Annotated in this window: 17 protein-coding genes; 7 read left to right on the forward strand and 10 right to left on the reverse strand. The window is 45.5% G+C overall.

Features of this window, described 5'->3' with window-relative positions:
* Positions 1-121: 121 nt before the first annotated feature.
* A complete protein-coding gene (tkt, locus tag IJ23_RS12215; protein WP_033906380.1) occupies positions 122-2,113 on the reverse strand; it encodes a transketolase in 1,992 nt (663 codons plus the stop codon).
* Between the two features lie 125 nt (positions 2,114-2,238).
* A complete protein-coding gene (tal, locus tag IJ23_RS12220; RefSeq protein WP_033906381.1) occupies positions 2,239-3,189 on the reverse strand; it encodes a transaldolase in 951 nt (316 codons plus the stop codon).
* 466 nt (positions 3,190-3,655) lie between these two features.
* Between tal and IJ23_RS12230 the strand changes: the two genes are divergently transcribed.
* The gene (locus IJ23_RS12230; RefSeq protein WP_005387670.1) at positions 3,656-4,657 is read left to right on the forward strand and encodes a sugar-binding transcriptional regulator; all 1,002 of its coding nucleotides are present in this window, start codon (positions 3,656-3,658) and stop codon (positions 4,655-4,657) included.
* Between the two features lie 165 nt (positions 4,658-4,822).
* Here IJ23_RS12230 and IJ23_RS12235 read toward each other — a convergent pair whose 3' ends face one another.
* The 5 genes from IJ23_RS12235 to moeA form a co-directional block, all read right to left on the reverse strand.
* Positions 4,823-5,653, reverse strand: a complete 831-nt coding sequence (locus IJ23_RS12235; protein ID WP_033906382.1) for a sulfurtransferase — start codon at positions 5,651-5,653, stop codon at positions 4,823-4,825.
* 129 nt (positions 5,654-5,782) lie between these two features.
* A complete protein-coding gene (locus IJ23_RS12240) occupies positions 5,783-6,277 on the reverse strand; it encodes a hypothetical protein (RefSeq protein WP_033906383.1) in 495 nt (164 codons plus the stop codon).
* 12 nt (positions 6,278-6,289) lie between these two features.
* Positions 6,290-8,395 (reverse strand): LruC domain-containing protein, encoded by a 2,106-nt coding sequence (locus IJ23_RS12245; RefSeq protein ID WP_033906384.1) that lies wholly within the window; start codon positions 8,393-8,395, stop codon positions 6,290-6,292.
* Positions 8,396-8,571: 176 nt separating this feature from the next.
* Entirely contained in the window at positions 8,572-9,321 is a 750-nt protein-coding gene (gene moeB / locus IJ23_RS12250) for a molybdopterin-synthase adenylyltransferase MoeB (RefSeq protein ID WP_025767919.1), read from the reverse strand.
* A gap of 9 nt (positions 9,322-9,330) precedes the next feature.
* Positions 9,331-10,566 (reverse strand): molybdopterin molybdotransferase MoeA, encoded by a 1,236-nt coding sequence (gene moeA / locus IJ23_RS12255; protein ID WP_033906385.1) that lies wholly within the window; start codon positions 10,564-10,566, stop codon positions 9,331-9,333.
* Between the two features lie 287 nt (positions 10,567-10,853).
* Here moeA and folE point away from each other — a divergent pair, with 287 nt between their 5' ends.
* Positions 10,854-11,507, forward strand: a complete 654-nt coding sequence (gene folE / locus IJ23_RS12260; RefSeq protein WP_005373478.1) for a GTP cyclohydrolase I FolE — start codon at positions 10,854-10,856, stop codon at positions 11,505-11,507.
* A gap of 45 nt (positions 11,508-11,552) precedes the next feature.
* Here the strand turns inward: folE and IJ23_RS12265 are convergent, their stop codons facing one another.
* Both IJ23_RS12265 and clcA read right to left on the reverse strand, forming a co-directional pair.
* Positions 11,553-12,500, reverse strand: coding sequence for a TDT family transporter (locus tag IJ23_RS12265; RefSeq protein WP_017819907.1), 948 nt, complete (start codon positions 12,498-12,500; stop codon positions 11,553-11,555).
* Positions 12,501-12,761: 261 nt separating this feature from the next.
* Positions 12,762-14,165: a H(+)/Cl(-) exchange transporter ClcA gene (clcA, locus tag IJ23_RS12270; protein WP_005373473.1), complete on the reverse strand. Its 1,404-nt coding sequence runs from the start codon at positions 14,163-14,165 to the stop codon at positions 12,762-12,764.
* 470 nt (positions 14,166-14,635) lie between these two features.
* Between clcA and IJ23_RS12275 the strand changes: the two genes are divergently transcribed.
* The gene (locus IJ23_RS12275; RefSeq protein WP_081886419.1) at positions 14,636-15,250 is read left to right on the forward strand and encodes a hypothetical protein; all 615 of its coding nucleotides are present in this window, start codon (positions 14,636-14,638) and stop codon (positions 15,248-15,250) included.
* Here the strand turns inward: IJ23_RS12275 and IJ23_RS12280 are convergent.
* Positions 15,231-15,644 (reverse strand): helix-turn-helix domain-containing protein, encoded by a 414-nt coding sequence (locus IJ23_RS12280; RefSeq protein ID WP_005387686.1) that lies wholly within the window; start codon positions 15,642-15,644, stop codon positions 15,231-15,233. The genes IJ23_RS12275 and IJ23_RS12280 overlap by 20 nt on opposite strands.
* 95 nt (positions 15,645-15,739) lie before the next feature.
* On the opposite strand from IJ23_RS12280, the gene IJ23_RS12285 reads away from it, so the two are divergent.
* From IJ23_RS12285 to IJ23_RS12300, 4 genes are all read left to right on the forward strand, one after another.
* Positions 15,740-16,648: an aldo/keto reductase gene (locus tag IJ23_RS12285; RefSeq protein WP_033906387.1), complete on the forward strand. Its 909-nt coding sequence runs from the start codon at positions 15,740-15,742 to the stop codon at positions 16,646-16,648.
* A gap of 367 nt (positions 16,649-17,015) precedes the next feature.
* On the forward strand, positions 17,016-18,020 hold the full coding sequence (locus tag IJ23_RS12290; protein WP_033906388.1) for a response regulator: 1,005 nt from the start codon (positions 17,016-17,018) through the stop codon (positions 18,018-18,020).
* Complete coding sequence (locus tag IJ23_RS12295; protein WP_005373463.1) at positions 18,020-18,457, forward strand: PAS domain-containing protein; 438 nt, start codon at positions 18,020-18,022, stop codon at positions 18,455-18,457. The genes IJ23_RS12290 and IJ23_RS12295 overlap by 1 nt, the downstream gene beginning before the upstream one ends.
* 86 nt (positions 18,458-18,543) lie before the next feature.
* Positions 18,544-20,085 carry a bifunctional ADP-dependent NAD(P)H-hydrate dehydratase/NAD(P)H-hydrate epimerase gene (locus IJ23_RS12300; RefSeq protein ID WP_033906389.1) on the forward strand — a complete coding sequence of 514 codons (1,542 nt, stop codon included), beginning with the start codon at positions 18,544-18,546 and terminating at the stop codon, positions 20,083-20,085.
* Positions 20,086-20,255: the final 170 nt, after the last annotated feature.

Below are 20,255 nucleotides of genomic sequence, written 5' to 3' on the forward strand. Positions count from 1 at the left end.
TTTATGTCCTGGCTGCGTTTATACGAATAGGAGCCAGATAAAAGAAAGCCCCGCCATTGCTGGTGGGGCTTTTCAGTTTTCACATTCGCAATAGAGAAAACTGACTATCTTTTTACTGCAATTACGCGAGTAGCTCTTTTGCTGTGTTCACTACGTTTTCAGTCGTGAAACCAAACATTTTGAATAGTTCGCCAGCTGGTGCAGATTCACCGAATGAAGTCATACCGATGATGCGACCGTCGAAGCCTACGTACTTGTACCAGAAGTCAGCAATACCTGCTTCAATTGCGATACGTGCTGTTACGTCTGATGGCAGTACAGCTTCACGGTAAGCGGCGTCTTGTTTGTCAAATGCATCTGTTGATGGCATTGAAACAACGCGTACTTTCTTACCTTCAGCAGTTAGCTGTGCTGCTGCTTCTACTGCTAGTTCAACTTCAGAACCTGTTGCGATAAGGATTAGCTCTGGCTTGCCTTCGCAATCTTTCAGAATGTAAGCACCTTTCGCGATGTCTGCTACTTGTTCTGCTGTGCGCTCTTGTTGCGCAAGGTTTTGACGAGAGAAGATAAGTGCTGTCGGTGCATCTTTACGTTCAATCGCTAGTTTCCAAGCTACAGCGGACTCAACTTGGTCACATGGACGCCATGTGCTCATGTTTGGTGTTAGGCGTAGCGATGCCATTTGCTCAACTGGTTGGTGAGTTGGACCATCTTCGCCAAGACCGATAGAGTCATGCGTGTACACTTGGATGTTCTGAATTTTCATCAGCGCAGCCATACGCATTGCGTTACGTGCGTACTCCATGAACATTAGGAATGTTGCGCCGTAAGGAACGAAACCACCGTGTAGCGCGATACCGTTCATGATCGCTGTCATACCGAATTCACGTACGCCGTAGTGGATGTAGTTACCAGAGAAGTCGCTTGCCTCTAGAGACTTAGAACCAGACCACATGGTTAGGTTAGAAGGTGCTAGGTCAGCAGAGCCACCCATGAACTCTGGTAGTAAAGCACCAAATGCTTCTAGAGCATTTTGAGACGCTTTACGTGATGCAATGTTTGCTGGGTTAGCTTGAAGATCAGCAATGATTTGGCTTGCTTTCTCTTCCCACTGTGCAGGAAGCTCACCGTTTACGCGGCGTTTAAATTCAGCTGCCAGCTCAGGGTACGCTGCTTCATAAGCTGCAAATTTCTCGTTCCACGCTGCTTCCTTAGCTGCGCCTGTTTCTTTCGCTGACCATTCTGCGTAGACTTCTTGCGGAATTTCAAAAGGACCGTGCTCCCAACCTAGTTCTTTGCGTGTTGCTGCGATTTCTTCTGCACCTAGTGGCGCACCGTGACAATCGTGTGAACCAGATTTGTTTGGTGAACCAAAACCGATGATAGTCTTAGTACAGATAAGTGTAGGACGTGGATCCGCTTTCGCCGCTTCAATTGCTGCGTTGATTGCGTCAGCATCGTGACCATCGACTGCAGGGATTACGTGCCAACCGTAAGCTTCGAAACGGTTAGGTGTGTCGTCAGAGAACCAACCTTCAACGTGACCGTCGATAGAGATGCCGTTGTCATCCCAGAACGCGATCAGCTTGCCTAGACCTAGAGTACCTGCAAGAGAACATGCCTCGTGCGAAATACCTTCCATCAGACAGCCGTCGCCCATGAACACGTAAGTGAAGTGGTCAACGATGTCGTGGCCTTCTTTGTTGAACTGTGCTGCTAGCGCTTTTTCAGCTAGAGCCATACCAACCGCGTTAGTGATGCCTTGACCTAGCGGACCCGTTGTGGTCTCGATTCCTGGCGCGTAACCGTACTCTGGGTGACCAGGAGTTTTAGAGTGAAGCTGACGGAAGTTTTTCAGATCGTCGATAGACAACTCGTAACCTGCAAGGTGCAGTAGAGAGTAAATCAGCATTGAGCCGTGGCCGTTAGACAGTACGAAACGGTCGCGGTCTGCCCACTCAGGGTTTGATGGGTTGTGGTTTAGATGAGAGCGCCAAAGAACTTCAGCGATGTCAGCCATACCCATAGGTGCACCTGGGTGACCAGAGTTAGCTTGTTGAACACCATCCATGCTTAGCGCACGGATTGCATTTGCTAGATGTTTACGATCCATAGTGATTACTTCTCGATATTTGATTTAAATAGAGGGAACTCGCCGAAACAAGTTCAAATAGAATTTTTTGAAAATAGTGCTGATGGTAAAAGCGAGTAGACGGGCTACTCGCTTTTGGTAAGCAATTAAAGCTTAGCTTCGATCATCGCTTCTAGTTTGCCTTGGTCAACGGCGAAGTTGCGGATACCTTCAACCAGCTTCTCAACAGCCATTGGGTCTTGGTTATGTTCCCATAGGAACTCAGCGTGAGTCATTGGTGCTGGACGCTCAGCTGCGCCTTTAGAATCAACTAGTTTCTCAACTACTTCACCTTCAGCTGCTTCTAGTTCTGCAAGTAGAGCAGGAGCGATAGTTAGACGGTCACAACCAGCTAGTTCTAAGATCTCACCGATGTTACGGAAGCTTGCGCCCATAACTACAGTTTTGTAGCCGTATTCTTTGTAGTAGTTGTAGATCTTAGTTACAGATAGTACGCCTGGATCTTCTTGAGCTTCGAAGTCACGGCCTTCTTTCGCTTTGTACCAGTCCATGATACGACCAACGAATGGCGAGATTAGGAATACACCCGCTTCTGCACAAGCACGTGCTTGAGCGAACGAGAATAGAAGCGTTAGGTTACAGTTGATGCCTTCTTTTTCTAGGATCTCAGCTGCGCGAATGCCTTCCCAAGTTGAAGCCAGTTTGATAAGGATACGGTCGTTAGTGATGCCAGCATCGTTGTACATTTTCACTAGTTGACGAGCTTTCGCTACGCTGCCTTCCATATCGTAAGATAGACGAGCGTCTACTTCTGTAGAGATACGACCTGGGATAGTTTTTAGGATTTCTTTACCGATGTTTACTGCAAGCATGTCACAAGTATCTTGAACTTGTTGAGCTTTGTCGTTGCTCTGTGCTTTAGCGTATTCGATTGAAGCATCGATTAGAGGTGCGTACTCTGCGATTTGAGCGGCTTTAAGGATAAGAGAAGGGTTAGTTGTTGCGTCTTCTGGCTGATACTTTTTAATTGCATCAATCTCGCCAGTGTCTGCTACTACAGTCGTTAGTTTACGAAGTTGCTCTAACTTGTTGCTCATAATCGATCATCCTATTTAAATGGGCTTAAGCGTGATTTTTGTTATCACAGCTTGTGCATTTGCAAGCGAGTTAGCTAACCGTCTCATCGCATTTAATGAGACATCTGCTCAGCCAACTACGGAAAATTTCGTTACCGAACAAATGCTATGAACATTTGATCGATAGCTGAGTAAATGATGTGTCCATATTTATCCTATCTATGCTGAAAGTCAATCGCTGAAATGGACTTATAGTGAACTTCATCAACGTTTTTTTACTGTGTGTTTAGTGGTTAACCCAAATAAACGTTTGCCCTTATTGTTCAAAGCTTGAGCGTTGTCCAAGAGGGTAAAAAATTGTAGTGAGAAAATGTTATTGCGATGAGCAAATGTAGCGTTTAAATTGATAAAGAACATATGCTAAGTCAATGAGCATATGTTCACTTATTGCATACAATATCGATCCTCTTAAAGGGCGAGAGAAACCATGAGCAGTTCTAATCAAGATATTTCCATTGAAAACACGGATTTGTTGACAGAGATTTCCGTCGCGTATTATCAAGACGGTGCGACTCAGGAAGAGATATCGAGAAAATTTGCCATATCACGCGCAAAGGTCGGGCGAATGCTCAAGCAGGCGCGTGATGAAGGCATTGTTGAAATTACCGTTAAATACCATCCGGTGTTCAGCGCCAAGATTGAACAACGTTTGATCGAGCGATTCGGCGTTAAGCGCGCGCTTGTTGCTCTTGATCAACCGAATGAAGAAGCGCAACGACTACAGGTATCGGGATTGGTGTCCAATTATCTCACTAGCACGCTCAAAAACGGCATGGTGGTGACGGTCGGACAAGGGCGCAACGTGTCGTCTGTCGCTCACCATATTGGTGTTATTACGCCGCGTGACTGTAAATTTGTGTGTGGCATTGGTGGTATTCACCCGCGTGGCGGTATGTATAACGCCGACCATATTTGTCGTCAGTTGGCGAAGAAATATGGGGGAACCTCTGAAACCCTTTATGCGCCGGCATACGCAGAAAATAGAGAACAGAAGTTGGCCTTCATGCAAAATGCAACCGTGAAACAAACGCTCGACCTAGCACGTAAAGCCGATGTTGCTTTGGTTGGTATTGGTGACATGAGCGAAAACAGTTACATGGTCGACTTAGGTTGGTTTACGCCTGATGAAGTGGTTCAGTCGAGACTTCAACAAGGTGTGGTAGGGGATTTTGCAGGTTATGACTTCTTTGATATTCACGGTAATGTAGCGAACACGGTAATGAGTGACCGAGTAATTGGACTTGGTATTGAAGAGTTTCGGCCGATCTCGGAAGTCATTGCGATCGCAGCTGAGAACAGCAAGCCACTCGCTCTACTCGGAGCATTAAGAACTGGAGCGATAGACGTGATCGCCACGAGCGTTAGTAACGCATTAACCGTGCTCAACTTAGATGAGCAAATGCACGGTAACGCGACATCTGAACGCTAACGGAAATAGTCGGCTTTTGATGTAGTCAGGCTATGAGGAGGGACAAATCACTCATAGCCAGTTTCTATTTCGAAATGACAAGTTTGGTTTAGAAGCTGCGTTTAGTATATTGGAACACATCATCTTTAGATAAACGTAAGATACTTTGTTAAACAGACACTTGTCTTAACGCTCGATAGGTAGAGAGTGGTCTGCACCCCATTCGGTCCAAGAACCGTCGTACACCGACAGATTGTCCAGACCAATTTGATACGCCGCGAGTAATAAAATGCATGCGGTCACACCGGAGCCGCAACTAAAAATAATTGAATTGTCACTATCTATCGTTAGTGCGCTAAATATCTGTTGCAACTCTGAATTTGGTTTAATGTGACCGTTGGTTAAGAGTTCTTGAAACGGTAAGCAAACCGAATTTGGAATGTGCCCACTACGTAGACCTTCTCGTGGCTCAGGCACTTCAGCAAGGAAGCGTGCTTTGGCTCTGGCATCGATGATATTTGCACTTTTATTGGTGGAATGAGCAAGAACATCTTGTGCACTCAAAAAGGCATTTTGATTGAGCTTACCCGCAAAGTTACCTTTTTCGCTTGGTTGCGATAGGGCACTTTCGACAGGAAATCCGGCTTCAATCCAAGCAGGAAGACCGCCGTTTAAGACTCGAACATTATCATGTCCCATAGCTTTGAACATCCACCAAGCTCTTGGCGCGGCTAAAGTGCCAGAGTTGTCGTAAACCACAATCAAATCTTCGTTGTTCAAACCGAGTTGTAGCGCACTTTGGTTGAAGCCTTCTTCTGTTGGCATCATATGCGGCAGGGAAGAACCGGGTAAGCAAAAGTCATTGTCGTAATCAAAGCGTAAAGTATTTGGAATCCACTTATCTTGAATCTTTTTACCTTCAGAAGGGATTTGAAACGCAATACTAGCGTCGAGGAGCTTGACGTTAGGTTGGCCGAGAAGGCTATTGAGTTCATCAGTACTAATCAGTGCTTGCATTGTCTTTAGTTTGCTAGGTGGATAATCTTACTGTTTTACAACAAAAAAATCGCATGTTCAAAAGAACGATGCGATTTTTAAGTTAAAGATTGAAGATTTGTTCTGAAAGACAGCTTTCGATTTACCCAGTTACATGGTCCAAGTGTTGTCTCCAGAAGTAATCACTTTCTGAATTGGGTCACTACCGTCATAGAACCAAATTTCAACAAGTAGGCTACCTTGGCTATCAGAAACATTAAAGTCGACATTTGCTGTACCATTGTTGAGTGGAACCGATGCGACTTTGCTTGGGTATTTTGCATCGTAGTTACCTGAACTGTTCTCGACAAACTCTTTGTACACGCTTAGGTGTGCTCGTTGTGAAGAGAAACCACTGATGTCTACATTGAGCGTACCTTCCGTCACTGGGTTGTAGCTAAAGCCATCTGGTACTACTAGATCCTGCATGGTTGCATCTTCTACAGTTACGGTAGTCTCTTCTACGGTTGTTTCTTCCTGTTGGGTTGTGTCTTCCTCTGCAACGGTGGTTTGGGTTGGTGGAGGTGGTGTACTGTTACCACCTCCGCCGCCACCGCCACAAGCCGTTAGTGCTAATCCCATGATGATTGTGATAAGTGCTTTCATAATGTTATCTCCCTATGGAATGTAGCATTTGTTAGGTGTTGGAGCGGTGTGCCAATCTGTGCTTAGTTCGCCACCAGACTCAGCCCAAGTTTGGAAGTGAGGGTATGCATCGACCATGTCTACACGCTCTAGCGGCCAATCCCAATCTTCTACTATTAACAGTGCCCAAGGTAAGTTGTTTGCTGTTTTGAAGTACACACCTTGTGCAGGGTCACTTGCATCGACGCCGACACCGAAGAGGTTTTGGTCATCAAACTGTTCTGTTGGTGCTTGGTCTGCTAAGTGAACTTCCCACTTACGCCCTGGTTGGAAAGTAATACCATCGCCATGGTAAGTGCCCGGTGTTGCAAAGATGAACGGGTCGTATGGCATGGCTTGAATGGCTGAACGGTCAGATCCTTCAGTGAAGTACACATTCAAGGTAAAGGTGAGTGAGACGTTATCATCACAGCCAGACTCTGTGCGGAAGTAGCTACAGCTGCTCGCCGCGTGTGTGCTTAAGTCTTTACTGATGATGAAAATTGCTTCATCAGAAATACTTTCCAAGCCATTAGATGCTTGTTCTACACCATTGAAGGATAGCGTTGTTAATCCGTTTTCAATCGAGCTTCTCAATACACCCGGTAGTCGGATTGCGAAGCCATTTTTGTAACTTGCGCCGTAGGCCGCTAGGTCACCAGTAATCTGGATATTCTCAACATGACCAGCAAGACTGGTTTCAGTGATGCGGAATTTCACGACCACATCGTTCATGTCGTAGTCTGCGGTGTATGGCCAGTTATCTTCGTAAGCCACGGTGGCGTAATCTTCTGCACTCGGGAAATACTCCACTGAGTAACCATTACCAGTGATGGTAATTGGGTAATCTTCCACCTCACCAGACGTCGAACCACCATCGTAGTTTAATCCGGTTTGTTGGCTAAAGCGGAATCGGCTCCAGCTAGACCCTTCCGTTGCAGCGGTTGAAACTACAAACGGTAGGGGATTATTACCCGCAGACAGTAATTGGTCGGTAAAGACTTGCTCACCTTCATCATCAAAGTCACCATCGCGGTTCCAGTCAAACCATGCTGATAGGTAGCCAGAAGTAGAAGCTGTCACATTCACAATTGAGCTTAAGCCTGGATCAAGTGCGGATACAAAACCAACACCATCTTCATCGGCTGTGCCCACAGAGTTATCGTTTGCCTGTCCGTCGGCATCACCATCTGGAGCAACAGAGCCAAGCCAAGTTGCACCGTCCACTTCGTGGCGAGGACCGTTTGACGCAAGCGTGGTGTGGTAGCTGTCTGGAGCATCACCAAAATCAATTGGCTCGTCTTCGTTAATCACCGGAGCATTTGCACAACGTGCACCGTCATTTTGGCTTGAGCTTGGACCGTTGGATACAAACTCAACCGCAGGAACGATACCTGCTGCGATATTGGCTGCGTTACCTTCCGAAAGGTCAACGCGATAGATTTTGCCATCTTGGTTACGTGACACGTAGTAGTTGCCGTTTACATCGAAGTAGCCAGCACCAAATGTGCCTTTCTCACCTGTGTCACCTATCGCAGTTGCGCTACCATTTGATGGGTTGAACTGATATAGCACACCAGAGTTGTTGTCGATGCCGTAAAGGGAGCCATCACCTGGATGGAATGCAAAGTCGGTTAGGTTCACAGTCGCTGTTGAGCTGATTTTCACGATGCTCAATGTCGCATTTGGATCAGAATCGAGCGGAGAAAGGTCAATGGAGAAAAGTCCTTTGCCTTTGCGGTACAAGTAGTAGACGTGGTTGTAAACGTCACCTACGTAAAACGTGTGGTCGGTAGGAAGACCCGAAACATCAAGTGTCTCTGCTTGGAAGTCTTGACCAAGACGAACAATCTTTTTGTTTGTAGTGTCGTAGCCGTAGATATAACGGTCAGTGAAGTTAAAGCCTACACCGTTGATGCCCGAAGCCAAACCTGTGTCGTCCTCTAAAAGAGTCGTAGAGCCTGTAACCAAATTGACGCCATAGATTTGAACCGGGGTTGATTGGAACAGGTATGCTTGGCTTGGGCACGTATCAAATGGCGCCGCTTGTGCGTAAGCGCTCGCTATTAGAGACCCAAGTAGTAGTGATGTCCTTTTCATAATTCGCCCTCTCATTGGTTCGTGATATATGCAATGAAAGGAATGTGCCAACTTTTAAGTTGTTGAATTTTATTGATTTAATATTTGTAAGAAGAGGGGTTTTAAATCTGATTGTCAAAATGAGAAAAAAGCCCAACATCGAGTTGGGCTTTTTGGGAATGATTAGAGGTTTAGAACTAACTACAAACCGGACAGGTTGGCATTTTCATCAGATTCATTTCTCGCCAAGACATGCTGAGCGCGTCCAAAATCAGAATTTTGCCTTTCTTTGGTTGGCCGTAATCAGCAATCACTTTGATCGCTTCCATCGCTTGTACTGCGCCAACAATACCCACAACAGGCGCCATGACTCCGGCTTCGACACAACTTAACGCACCGCTGCCGAAGAGGGCACTTAAGCACTGGTAACATGGTTGTGCTGGATCATCGTAAGTAAACACACTCACTTGGCCCTCCATACGAATGGCCGCGCCTGAAATTAGCGGTGTTTTGGTCGCAAAACATAGGCGGTTAAGTTGATTGCGCGTATCGACGTTATCTGATGCATCGACAACAATAGTGTGCTGCTTAATCAGACTCTCTAACGCGGTATCATCAAGACGTTTTGCGATGGTATCTACAATAATGTGCGGGTTAAACTCACGCAGTGCATCGGCCGCCGAGTCTACCTTCTTACGACCAATATCCGCATCGTGGTGTAGCACTTGGCGCTGAAGGTTAGACAACTCGACGATATCATCATCAATCAGTGTGATTTTACCGACACCAGCAGTGGCCAAATATTGGCTTGATGCGCAGCCTAAACCACCAGCACCAAGCATCAATACTGATGCTTGTTTGAGTGCTTCTTGTCCTTCAAAGTCAAACTGACGAAGAATGATTTGGCGGTTGTAACGCAGCATTTCCTGATCGGAAAGAATATCCACAACGACTTCCTAGTAAAGGGTTGAGTTGAATAGTTGAATCTGAACCGTTTCGCCCACTTCAACTCGGCCGCGTTCACGTTCCAAGACAACAAAACAGTTCGCTAGGCTCATTGAGCGGAATGCGCCAGAGCTTTGGTTGCCCGTTGTTTCAACGACAAACTTGCCATCTTCCAATGTGTAGATACCACGTTGATAATCGGTACGACCTGGCGCTTTCTTAAATGCAGTTTTGGTTGTTGCTGGAATAGACTCGGGTGCTTTCCATTCTGTATGGCCTGCAAGTTTTGCCAGCATTGGTTGAACAAGCACGTACATAGTAAGAACTGCGGAAACCGGGTTACCTGGTAGACCACAGAACCAAGCTGTACTTAGCTTACCAAACGCGAAAGGTTTACCCGGCTTGATTGCTAGCTTCCAGAAACCGATTTCACCAAGTTCTTCAAGAATGTCTTTGGTGTAATCCGCTTCGCCGACGCTAACTCCACCAGATGTAACAACCACATCAGCCAATGTTTGCGCTTGTTCAAAGGTCGCTTTCAGAGTCTCTGGGCAATCTGGAATAATGCCAAGATCAACGGCTTCACAACCGAAGTTTTCAATAAGCGGTTTAATACCGTAACGGTTGCTGTCGTAGATCTGACCTTCGTCTAATGATTCGCCCAGTGGTTTAAGCTCATCGCCAGTAGAGAAGAAAGCAACTTTTGGCTTACGTACTACTGTCACATGGCTCACACCAAGAGACGCAATCATCGGAATATCGCGAGGTGTTAAACGTGCACCTTTTGCCAATACGATGTCGCCTTGCTTGATGTCGTCACCTGTTGGGCGGATGTTGTTTTGCGGCTTCACGTCAGTTTGATTGAACTGAATGCCAGCATCCGTCACTTCTGTGTTTTCTTGCATGATAACGGTATCACAACCCTGTGGGATTTTTGCGCCAGTCATGATGCGAACACAGGTACCTTGAGGCCATTCACCTTCAAAAGGTTGTCCTGCAAATGATTTACCTGCCAGAGGCAATACAGAAGATGACTCAAGATCTTGAATGCGAATAGCGTAGCCATCCATTGCTGAGTTATCGAATGGCGGTACGTGGATAGGAGACAAGATATCTTCTGCCAGTACAAAACCGAGTGCTTCAGCAAGTGGAAGAGAAAGCGTTGTTTGGATAGGTTTGATTCGCGATAGCATTTTGTCCATCGCTTCTTCAATTGGCATCAAGCCAGGTGCGTCGCAGCAGCCCATTGAGAAAATCCTGTGTTCTTTTGTTTTGTGGCAACTTTACCATAAAAGGGGACTGAGTAAGAATGTCCACCTATAAAATATGGGTGTAATTATTCAAAAATCCGAGTATCCTTGTCAGCCATCCAAAAGGGGTAAAAAACCTGCGGAGCTCAATAAAATCAGCTCAGTACCTTCATCTGATGTGACTTGGTGTAAAGACACGAACTGAGCAACTCAAAGCGAAAAGTATGAATGCAATTTTGATTGGGTTTGTACGAAGGCTGAAGTAAAACAAAAGAGGAAGTGGAATGTCAGGTCTTAGCGAGTCAGCGAAGTTAGTAAAAGAAGCGCTAGAGCAACGCGGTTTGGAAACGCCAATGCGTCCAAACAACGTAAGTCGTGAAGAGAAGAAAGAGAAGATCGAACACCACATGCGTGAGATCTTAGGTCTGCTTCAACTTGACCTCACTGACGATAGCCTAGAAGAAACCCCTCACCGCATTGCTAAGATGTACGTTGACGAAATCTTCTCTGGTCTGGATTACTCCAACTTTCCTAAAATCACAGTGATTGAGAACAAGATGAACGTGAGCGAGATGGTTCGCGTGAAGGACATCACCGTAACCAGTACTTGTGAACACCACCTTGTGACCATTGATGGCAAGGCCGCTGTGGCTTACATTCCACGTGGAAAGATCATTGGCCTGTCAAAGATCAACCGTATCGTTCGCTTCTTTGCTCAGCGTCCACAAGTACAAGAGCGTATGACTCAGCAGATTCTTGTTGCACTTCAAACGCTGCTTGAGTCCGATGATGTGGCAGTGACGATTGACGCAACACACTACTGCGTGAAATCTCGCGGTGTGATGGATGCAACTAGCGAAACGACAACAACTGCATTGGGTGGCATCTTCAAGAGCAACCCAGCAACGCGTGCCGAATTTCTGCACGGTTTACGCTAGGTAACTAAGCAAGTTTCTAAGAGGATGGCAAACGCCATCCTTTTTTTATACTTGTTTAGAAAATGACTTCATGATTTCTGGCCAATACATTTTGACGTAACCTGCCGATACCCAAACAACCAATACAGTCGCGATACTGAGCTCTAGAAAACCAAAGTCGTGTAGCCAGTGCCAGTGAGGGTGCGATTCGGCAAAAAAAGAGGTTAAGCGATGCATTGCGATGGCGCTGATCACGGAAGGAAAGGTTACTGCCGCGATAGAAGGTTGAAACTTCAAGCGAAGTAAGCGGAAGTAACATAAGTAGATCAATAACGTCATAGTGATGGCGATCCCGGCCAATGCGCCTGTCAGTATCGGATCAGGTAAGGGAAAGTTCACCAAGTATGCTGCTAATGACAAGTTTACCGGCGCGGCCATAATCGCGAGGGTCGGTCTTGCTCGCCTTGGTAGAGAGCCGAAAAACACCAAACGATACAACACGAGTGGCAGCATGAAGAAATAAATGCCGATGCACATCATCGCTAACGTTTCGGAGAATAAGTTGTGACCTAGTTGAGAACCGGCTAGTGAACTACTGATCAGCCCCACCGGATAAAGAAACCAACTCGGTACGATATTGGACATTTTGAAGTTCATTAGCTGAAAGCTAAAAAACAGCACCATCATAGTAAAATGCAGCAAAAGCGCCATAAACCAAAGTGGATAAGCGATGATAGGCGCTACAGCGGCAAGATAATCTGCAAGGATCAGTAACGCCATACTCATTGGTGCCATTAAACTACCACTCAGCGGGTGACGAATGTCGACCATGAATAATCGTGGATTAGCGGCATATTTTATGAGTACAGGGGCGAGTAAAAGTGCGCCGAGTGACGCCAAAAATGGGCGTATCGGTTCACCAATCTCAGGAACATAGAGTGCCCAAGCTTGCCCTAAACCTATCATACCTAGTGCCAACGCGGCTTGAGACGGCGGGACACTATAAAACTGCACAAGTCTTCTCCAGTTCAAATCTACTCCATTTGATTTTTGCCTGAATGAAACGAAACATGACGATTTGGATGAAATGCTCTATTTAAGTAGCGAATACTAACAAGTATGGAGAGGGGTTTCTCATGAAAGGTGGTGAGCAAATATCAGAGAATGATAATTTTGTGAGTTTGGTATCGAATATTTGGGAAAAGATGTAAAAATGCAGAGTTTATCGCTCCAAACCCTTCGATAGTCTGGAGCGAAGTGATAACAAAGAGAATGTTATGTTGATTGATTCTCCGGTAGATCCTGTTGGCGTAACTTTTCGTTTTTGATTGTGCGATGCAGCAGCTGGCTGTAAATAGGTTGTCCACCCAACAATTGAGCAATAATCACAGCGCCCAAACAAGTAATGATCAATGGCAGGATTAAGTAGTAGTTATTCGTCATTTCAATCACTAACAGAATACCTGTAATCGGTGCACGTACCGTTGCTGCAAACAGGGCACCCATGCCCGCAATCGCAAATACACCAGGCTCGATATCAAGCGCAGGGAGCAAGACATCAGCACTTGCTCCGAACGCATAACCAAATAAGGTTCCCAGAGCAAGCATAGGTGCAAAGATGCCTCCCGGCGCACCAGAACCAAAACAGAGCAGGGTTGTAATTACACGACCAAAGAAAAGCAAAACTAAAATAGATACCGAGTAGTTACCGTTAGTAATGTCAGGAATAAGGCCGATACCACCACCAGTTAGTTGGGGTACGTACAAAAGAAGCAAACCAAACACGCCTCCCAGTAGCGAACCCACAATCAAGTAGCGCTTACGATCGTTTTTGTGAATTGCGACAAAACTGTCTTGTGCCACGGTAATCAGTTTATTGAAGATCACGCCAAACACGCCAAACAATGCGCCAAGCAATAAAAACAGCCATAGGGTTTGAAGCTCTGGCGACTGGTATTGCGGCATAGTGATAACGGCGTCTTGCCCGTTGATGGCGCGAAACACTATGTTCGCCATAATGGCAGAAATGATCACTGCGCGAATTGAGATCAAAGAGTAGCGAAACTGAGGTCGCATTTCCTCCACAACGAACATAATGCCTGCGAGTGGGGCATTAAAAGCCGCAGCCAAACCGCCAGCAGCACCAGAAGCGAGCAGGGAGTGGCGGGTATCGTCATCCTTTACCCGGAATATATCGGTCACCATTCGACCAACAGCGCCCCCCATTTGAACGGTTGGGCCTTCACGACCCAGCACCATACCTGAGCCAAGTGCGCCCATGCCGCCGAAGAATTTTACTGGTAGAACTCGCCACCAGCGCACTGGACGAATATTATCCATTGCCCCTTCGATTTCAGGAATACCAGAACCTGCCGCTTCTGGCGCAAAGCGGTGCACAAGAAAATAGCCAATAAAAGCTAAAAGTGCGCTAATGAGAACCGCTGCCAGCCACAATGGTAGAACATTACCAATTTCGCTTCTTAACCATTCTGTTCGTGTTTCAGAAACGAAATGAACGGCAAGCTCGAAATACGTACCGACAAAACCAGCCAACGTACCCACAATGGCGGCCATAATGAGAACAGAAAATGGTGTTGACCCTCGAGAGACAAACTGGTTAATCGCATCTTTCGGTACGTGCGCTAACACAGATTTCACAATTCTCTCGCGTTTGGTCATTAACAAGCTCTCCTGTTGCTGGGGGAAGGTACGAAAGAAAGTATACGCTTCGCAGAGTCTAGACCTAATCAATAAAGATGCAATTTAGCTTTTCACTATTGAGTGTTCGAAGTGTCACGATATTATTCATTCACTCAGATTGTGCTATTGCTCTCATAATTTAGGATAAAAAACTTGTTTTTTGAAAAAAATGAACCATGCTTTAAATGTAAAGCAACATGACTGCTTCAGAAGGAGGGATGTGAGGTTTTACACACAATTTGGATGGATTCAAACCCTACGGTAAGTCCTCGTTTTATGTTCGGGATGCATCAATAGACATCGCCGATTCGCACACTCACGATTGAGTAACGAGGTAGAGGCGCACGCACATGTGCGCCTTCTTAATTTCTGCGTTATAACTTTCATCATCATAACTTTCATCGCCACCTGCCACTATTTTTCTCTTGAACATTTTCTTGCAGTTAGTAATGTCTTGGTTCGATGTCAACCAACTAGAGCAGTGCATGCGTTTTTATCTTCGACTCTTACTTTCTTTATGTTTTTGTTCGGTAACGTTTCCGGCACTTTCAACGCCGAGCTGGTGGCAAGACACGTTGTCAGCTATGCCATATTCCAATCTAAAAGAACGTATAGAAAAAAGTGGGAGCTGGTATAGTTGCGAAGTGCAGCTGCTAGACAATTCAACGTTTATCAGCGCATTTTGTTTGGATGATTTTTCGTACTACCGGCAGCACTTGTATGGTGAAGTGATTTTGAGAAGAGAAAGTGCTCAGTTCTCGTTTCTCACTGAATACGAGTGGCAGCGTCTGAATGACTTACTTCTCAACTTAAGAAAGGATGGGTTAGTTTTACGCAGAGTTACTATCGGACAAGAACACTATGATGTCGTTGAAGCGCTGGAAAAGAAATCTTCCGAACTTGTCGATAAAGAAGTTATTTTGTTGATGAACCGCTATCCGCAAGAAGCGATTCGAAGTTTGCTTTGGGTAAAACCGGACGAGTTTCTGACGCCATCACCGTCCTTAAATGTGCACTTGCGCAGTGATGGCGAAATTATCGAGGTCAAAGTGACTCGTTTTTAGATTCTTTATGGAGAGATAGGAAGGTCGCCATTGCAGATTCGTCCAAAAAACCATCCGATTTTTTGTGAGCGCGCAGGTATTGATAGCCAGCGATTAGCTTGCGGTGTAGCTCTTCTGCATCGTCTGACAACGGCTGATTCATAACGTGTTGAAAGGCAAGTTTGTACGCATCCATATCCACGACTTCAGCACGGCGATATAAATAACCACATCCCGTTGCTAACCATTCAAGAGAGCAATTGGCGCGCATTGCAATTTGATTTGCTTTAGTTAGGCTAGGTTCACTGCCTTTAAGGTATTTGCGTATTAAAGCTTCAGACACATCGACGCGTCGAGCGAACCCGCTGATGCTTTCTTCTCCGATCAGGGTGGCTAGGCGTTGGGCAAAAGACATATTTCGTACTCCAGTTCGAATTGCGAAAGTTTACCCGTTGAGCCGGTACGAAAACAAGACTACGATGAATGCAGATCAATTGAAGGAGAAAACCCATGGTTGCAAAAGTAGTAACTGCACCAAAAGGCCCAGAGTTCTCAGAGCTGGTTCAAGGATATTGGCGTGCAGTTGAGTGGGGAATGACGGCTCAAGAGCGTTTGTCATTTCTTAAGCAACACATTGAGTTAGGCATTACGACAGTCGATCACGCCGACATCTACGGTAATTACGAGTGTGAGGCGTTGTTTGGTGAAGCGTTAGCTTTAGACAAGAGTGTTCGTGAGCAAATTCAGATCGTGACGAAATGCGACATCAATTTGTGTGGCGATAAAACGCCAGAGCGTAAGCTCAATCACTACGACACGAGCTCAGCACATATCTACCAATCGGTGAATAACTCGCTAGAACGTTTGAATGTGGATGAAATCGACGTACTTTTAATTCATCGTCCTGACGTGTTAATGGATGCAGATGAGGTTGCAGAAGCATTTTCTGAGCTTCACAAAGTCGGCAAAGTGAAGCACTTTGGCGTGTCTAACTTCACTCCACGCCAGTTTGAACTGCTGCAATCTCGCTTAGGTAAGCCGTTGGTTACTAACCAAGTGGAAATCAACCCACTTAACTTTGAGGTTGCACACGATGGAACGCTTGATCAAATGCAAATGTTGCGCACGCGACCAATGGCTTGGTCTTGCCTCGGTGGTGGTTCAATTTTTAGTGGTGACAGTGAGCAAGCTGTTCGTGTCCGTAACGAATTAGAAGCAATTCGTGAAGAAGTGGGCGCAGCGAGTATTGACCAAGTAATTTATGCCTGGGTACGTCGTTTGCCATCTAACCCTATTCCAATCATTGGCTCTGGTAAAATCGAGCGTGTGCAAACTGCAGTTAATTCATTGAACATCGAACTTACTCGAGAGCAATGGTATCGCGTATGGGTGGCTTCTAAAGGTCATGGTGTGCCATAGAATTGATATCTTATCGATGAAATTGTTATTAAAGGCATCCTCTAGCAGGGTGCCTTTTTAGTTTTAGCGCGTTACTGTTTACCCATTATGGAAATGGAAAGAATGAAATTCGAGCAAAAATGGGCTTTGGATGTTAGCTGCAACTTTTTGCTTACTTTGGGTGGAGGAGTTTTACCCATGTTTGTTTTATGTCACTAAACAGCGAATGTGATGCTTGCTTTTTAGTCATTTTGTTCACTCATTCATTCATATTGCGTATGCTTATTGAATAATAAAGAAATAAAAAACTCGTCAGTTTTCTCGTATTACATGCTGTAACAATCTGTTAGACTCCGGCGCAGATTGTGGAATATAAAAAGGTGATTGAATGTCTTTTCCCGTACTCATCTGTGATGATTCAGCGTTAGCACGCAAACAGATGGCGAGATCACTACCAGCCACATTGAATGCCGATATTACGTTTGCTATCCACGGAAAAAACGCGCTAGAAGAACTCGAAAAAAACGAGTTTAAATTGATGTTTCTTGATTTGACTATGCCAGAAATGGATGGCTTTGAAACACTAGAGCACATGCAACGGTTGGGGGATAAAACTCCGGTGGTTGTTGTGTCGGGGGATATCCAACCTAAAGCGAAAGAGCGCGTGCTCGCACTGGGTGCAAAAGCGTTTATTCAAAAACCGATCGCCAAAGATGAACTCAAGAAGGCGCTTAAAGAGTTGGTCGAGCCAGAACCTCGTCCTCAAATTATCACGCCTGTCTCTATTGAGTTACCGATTTTACGTCGTCGCGATATTTACATGGAAGTGGCTAACGTTTCAATTGGTCGAGCAGCCGATGCATTGGCGCGTCACTTTGATGTGTTTGTGCAACTACCTCTGCCGAACGTCAATATCTTTGAAGTGAGCGAACTTCACATGGCCCTACGTGACTTGGCGTCGCATGACAACGTATCGGGTGTTTGTCAGGGATTTTGTGGCGAAGGTATTGCTGGCGAAGCGCTAGTGATTTTGAGTGATTCAAGCGTATCTGATCTCAAAAAGTTGATGAAAGTACCAGCAGACAGCGAAGAGCTAGAAGAGCTTGAGCTGCTAATGGATATTTCTAATATTTTGGTGGGGTCGTTCTTAAATGGTTTAGGCGAGCAGTCTGAAGTCCGATTCTTCCAAAGTCCACCAGTACTCCTTGGTCAGCATATCTCAATTGACTCGATCATTGAATCTACAACTGGAGCATTCAGCCGCACGATGACATTCGAAGTGAGCTACAACATTGAAGGAACGTCGATTCGTTGTGACTTGTTGTTTATGTTTGTGGATGAATCCTTGCCGCTGCTTGATAACAAACTGTCTTATCTAATGGAGGAGTTCTAATGTTGAATATGCCAGCAGAGTTTGAACAATTCCATTGGATGGTGGATATGGTACAAAACGTCGACATGGGCTTAGTGGTCATTGATCGAGATTACAATGTACAGGTCTGGAATGGGTTTATGACTCATCACAGTGGTTTGCAGTCTCATGATGCGATTGGTCGTTCTATATTTGATATCTTCCCTGAAATCCCACAGGAGTGGTTTAAATTAAAAACAAAACCAGTGTATGACCTAGGCTGCCGTAGCTTCATCACATGGCGACAACGACCTTACTTATTCTGCTGTCGCAATGTTCGACCAGTTACGCAGCAAGCGGAGTTTATGTACCAGAATGTTACGTTGAACCCAATGCGCACACCGACTGGAAAAATCAACTCGTTGTTTTTGTCTATACAAGACGCGACGGCTGAAGCTCTGATGTCTCAGAATCAATAGCGATAAAAAACTTTCTCAAAAGCCAAGGTCCGCCTTGGCTTTTTTGTATACTTATAATTGTGTTTCCCAATGCGTAGAACGTGAATATGGACTTTAATCTCGCCCTAAAACTCTACACCGCAGAGCAAGTAAAAAACGGTGAAACGCTGGCTGCGCAAATGGCTGGTGTTTCTATGTATAGCTTAATGCAACGCGCTGGTATGGCCGTGTATGAGCGCTTTTTACATCTGTATCCTAAATCAAAAAATATCTTAGTGATTTGCGGTAAAGGGAATAACGGTGGCGATGGTTACGTATTTTCATCTCTTGCGAAACAAGCTCAACTCAATGTACATGTTTTCCAAATTGGTGATGTATCTGCGCTAAAAGGTGATGCTTTGCGCGCATACCAAGATTGGCAGTCAATCGACGGTGTTAACAATGATTGGGATGAATGGAATACCGCATTGCTAGAAGCAGATGTGATCATTGATGCCATGTTAGGTACTGGTTTAAGCGGTGAGGTTCGTTCGGAGTATCGTCGCTATATTGACCAAATTAATCAAATTCATACCCCTGTGATTGCAGTCGACGTTCCTTCTGGTCTGTGTGCTAATACAGGTGCAGTTTTAGGTGATGCTATTCGTGCCGAGCATACAGTAACCTTCATTGGGTTTAAGCAAGGCTTATGCACTGGACAAGCGAGAGATCGCGTTGGCGAGCTCTACTTTTGTGGTTTAGGCGTCAATACTAAGTTTGATACTATCGAAGTAGAAAGTGCATTAGGTATTGATCATCAGGTTGTTTCAAGATTAATGCCCAAGCCAAATCCAACGGTCCATAAAGGTGACAACGGGAAGTTGCTTTGTGTTGGTGGCAATCAAGGGATGTCTGGAGCGATTCGTTTATGTTCCTCCGCTGCGATTAGAGCCGGAGCGGGTTTAACTGCCGCAATTACTCACACGAGTAGCCTTATTCCACTGCAGGTTGGTTGCCCAGAAGTAATGAGCCAGAGCATCACCGCTGACTTACTCAGGGATACTGAGAACGACTTGACTAAACGCATTCGCTGGGCTGACGTATTAGTGTTTGGTCCTGGCTTTGGAGATGATGAGTGGGCTTATCAAGCCTATCAATATCTGGCTCAAGAGCAGAAACCTAAAGTTGTTGATGCTGATGGCCTCAATATTCTAGCGATGCTGAGCCAGCGGTGCGATGGCACTCTGGTTTGCGACAACCATCGAGTGATCACGCCGCATCCTGGAGAGGCTGCTCGACTACTAAATGTAACCATTCAACAAATAGAAAGTGACCGATACTCTGCTGCAAGACAACTGCAAGAGCGTTATGGCGGTGTAGTGGTTTTAAAAGGCGCGGGGACACTTATTTACGATGGAACGAGAATGTACGTCTGTCTAGCGGGTAACGCCGGAATGGCGACGGGGGGAATGGGAGATGTGTTATCTGGAGTCATTGGTGCATTACTAGCCAAAGGTTTACCAATTTCTGTTGCCGCACGTTTAGGTGTGGTACTTCACAGTCATGCTGCTGATATAAACGTGAGTCAGAATGGTCAAATTGGTCTTTTGGCAAGTGATGTCGTTAGCACTCTTCGTACCGCTATCACCCAAGAGCTCTATCGAGTTTAATTAGATTTCATGCATTTTTGAGAAAATTGGTCGATTTTTTTGAGTACTTTTTTACGAATTAGCAGGGCATCTTAGTATTAGGTGATTGAGTTTTAGGCAGATTTGAGAGGTGATGCGTTTTAATTTTTAAGATATGACGCAAAGGTTTGCGCAATGGGTTAACTTAAGTG

The sequence above is a fragment of the Vibrio sp. OY15 genome (genome assembly GCF_000742455.1).
Lineage (GTDB): Bacteria > Pseudomonadota > Gammaproteobacteria > Enterobacterales > Vibrionaceae > Vibrio > Vibrio alginolyticus.

Coding starts and splice junctions, on each gene's coding strand:
- folE (WP_005373478.1), top strand. CDS start 10,854: ATGTCAGGTCTTAGCGAGTCAGCGAAGTTAGTAAAAGAAGCGCTAGAG.
- IJ23_RS12295 (WP_005373463.1), top strand. CDS start 18,020: ATGTTGAATATGCCAGCAGAGTTTGAACAATTCCATTGGATGGTGGAT.
- IJ23_RS12300 (WP_033906389.1), top strand. CDS start 18,544: ATGGACTTTAATCTCGCCCTAAAACTCTACACCGCAGAGCAAGTAAAA.
- IJ23_RS12280 (WP_005387686.1), bottom strand. CDS start 15,644: ATGTCTTTTGCCCAACGCCTAGCCACCCTGATCGGAGAAGAAAGCATC.
- moeA (WP_033906385.1), bottom strand. CDS start 10,566: ATGGGCTGCTGCGACGCACCTGGCTTGATGCCAATTGAAGAAGCGATG.
- IJ23_RS12245 (WP_033906384.1), bottom strand. CDS start 8,395: ATGAAAAGGACATCACTACTACTTGGGTCTCTAATAGCGAGCGCTTAC.
- IJ23_RS12290 (WP_033906388.1), top strand. CDS start 17,016: ATGTCTTTTCCCGTACTCATCTGTGATGATTCAGCGTTAGCACGCAAA.
- IJ23_RS12240 (WP_033906383.1), bottom strand. CDS start 6,277: ATGAAAGCACTTATCACAATCATCATGGGATTAGCACTAACGGCTTGT.
- tkt (WP_033906380.1), bottom strand. CDS start 2,113: ATGGATCGTAAACATCTAGCAAATGCAATCCGTGCGCTAAGCATGGAT.
- clcA (WP_005373473.1), bottom strand. CDS start 14,165: ATGACCAAACGCGAGAGAATTGTGAAATCTGTGTTAGCGCACGTACCG.
- IJ23_RS12230 (WP_005387670.1), top strand. CDS start 3,656: ATGAGCAGTTCTAATCAAGATATTTCCATTGAAAACACGGATTTGTTG.
- tal (WP_033906381.1), bottom strand. CDS start 3,189: ATGAGCAACAAGTTAGAGCAACTTCGTAAACTAACGACTGTAGTAGCA.
- IJ23_RS12275 (WP_081886419.1), top strand. CDS start 14,636: ATGTCTTGGTTCGATGTCAACCAACTAGAGCAGTGCATGCGTTTTTAT.
- IJ23_RS12285 (WP_033906387.1), top strand. CDS start 15,740: ATGGTTGCAAAAGTAGTAACTGCACCAAAAGGCCCAGAGTTCTCAGAG.
- IJ23_RS12235 (WP_033906382.1), bottom strand. CDS start 5,653: ATGCAAGCACTGATTAGTACTGATGAACTCAATAGCCTTCTCGGCCAA.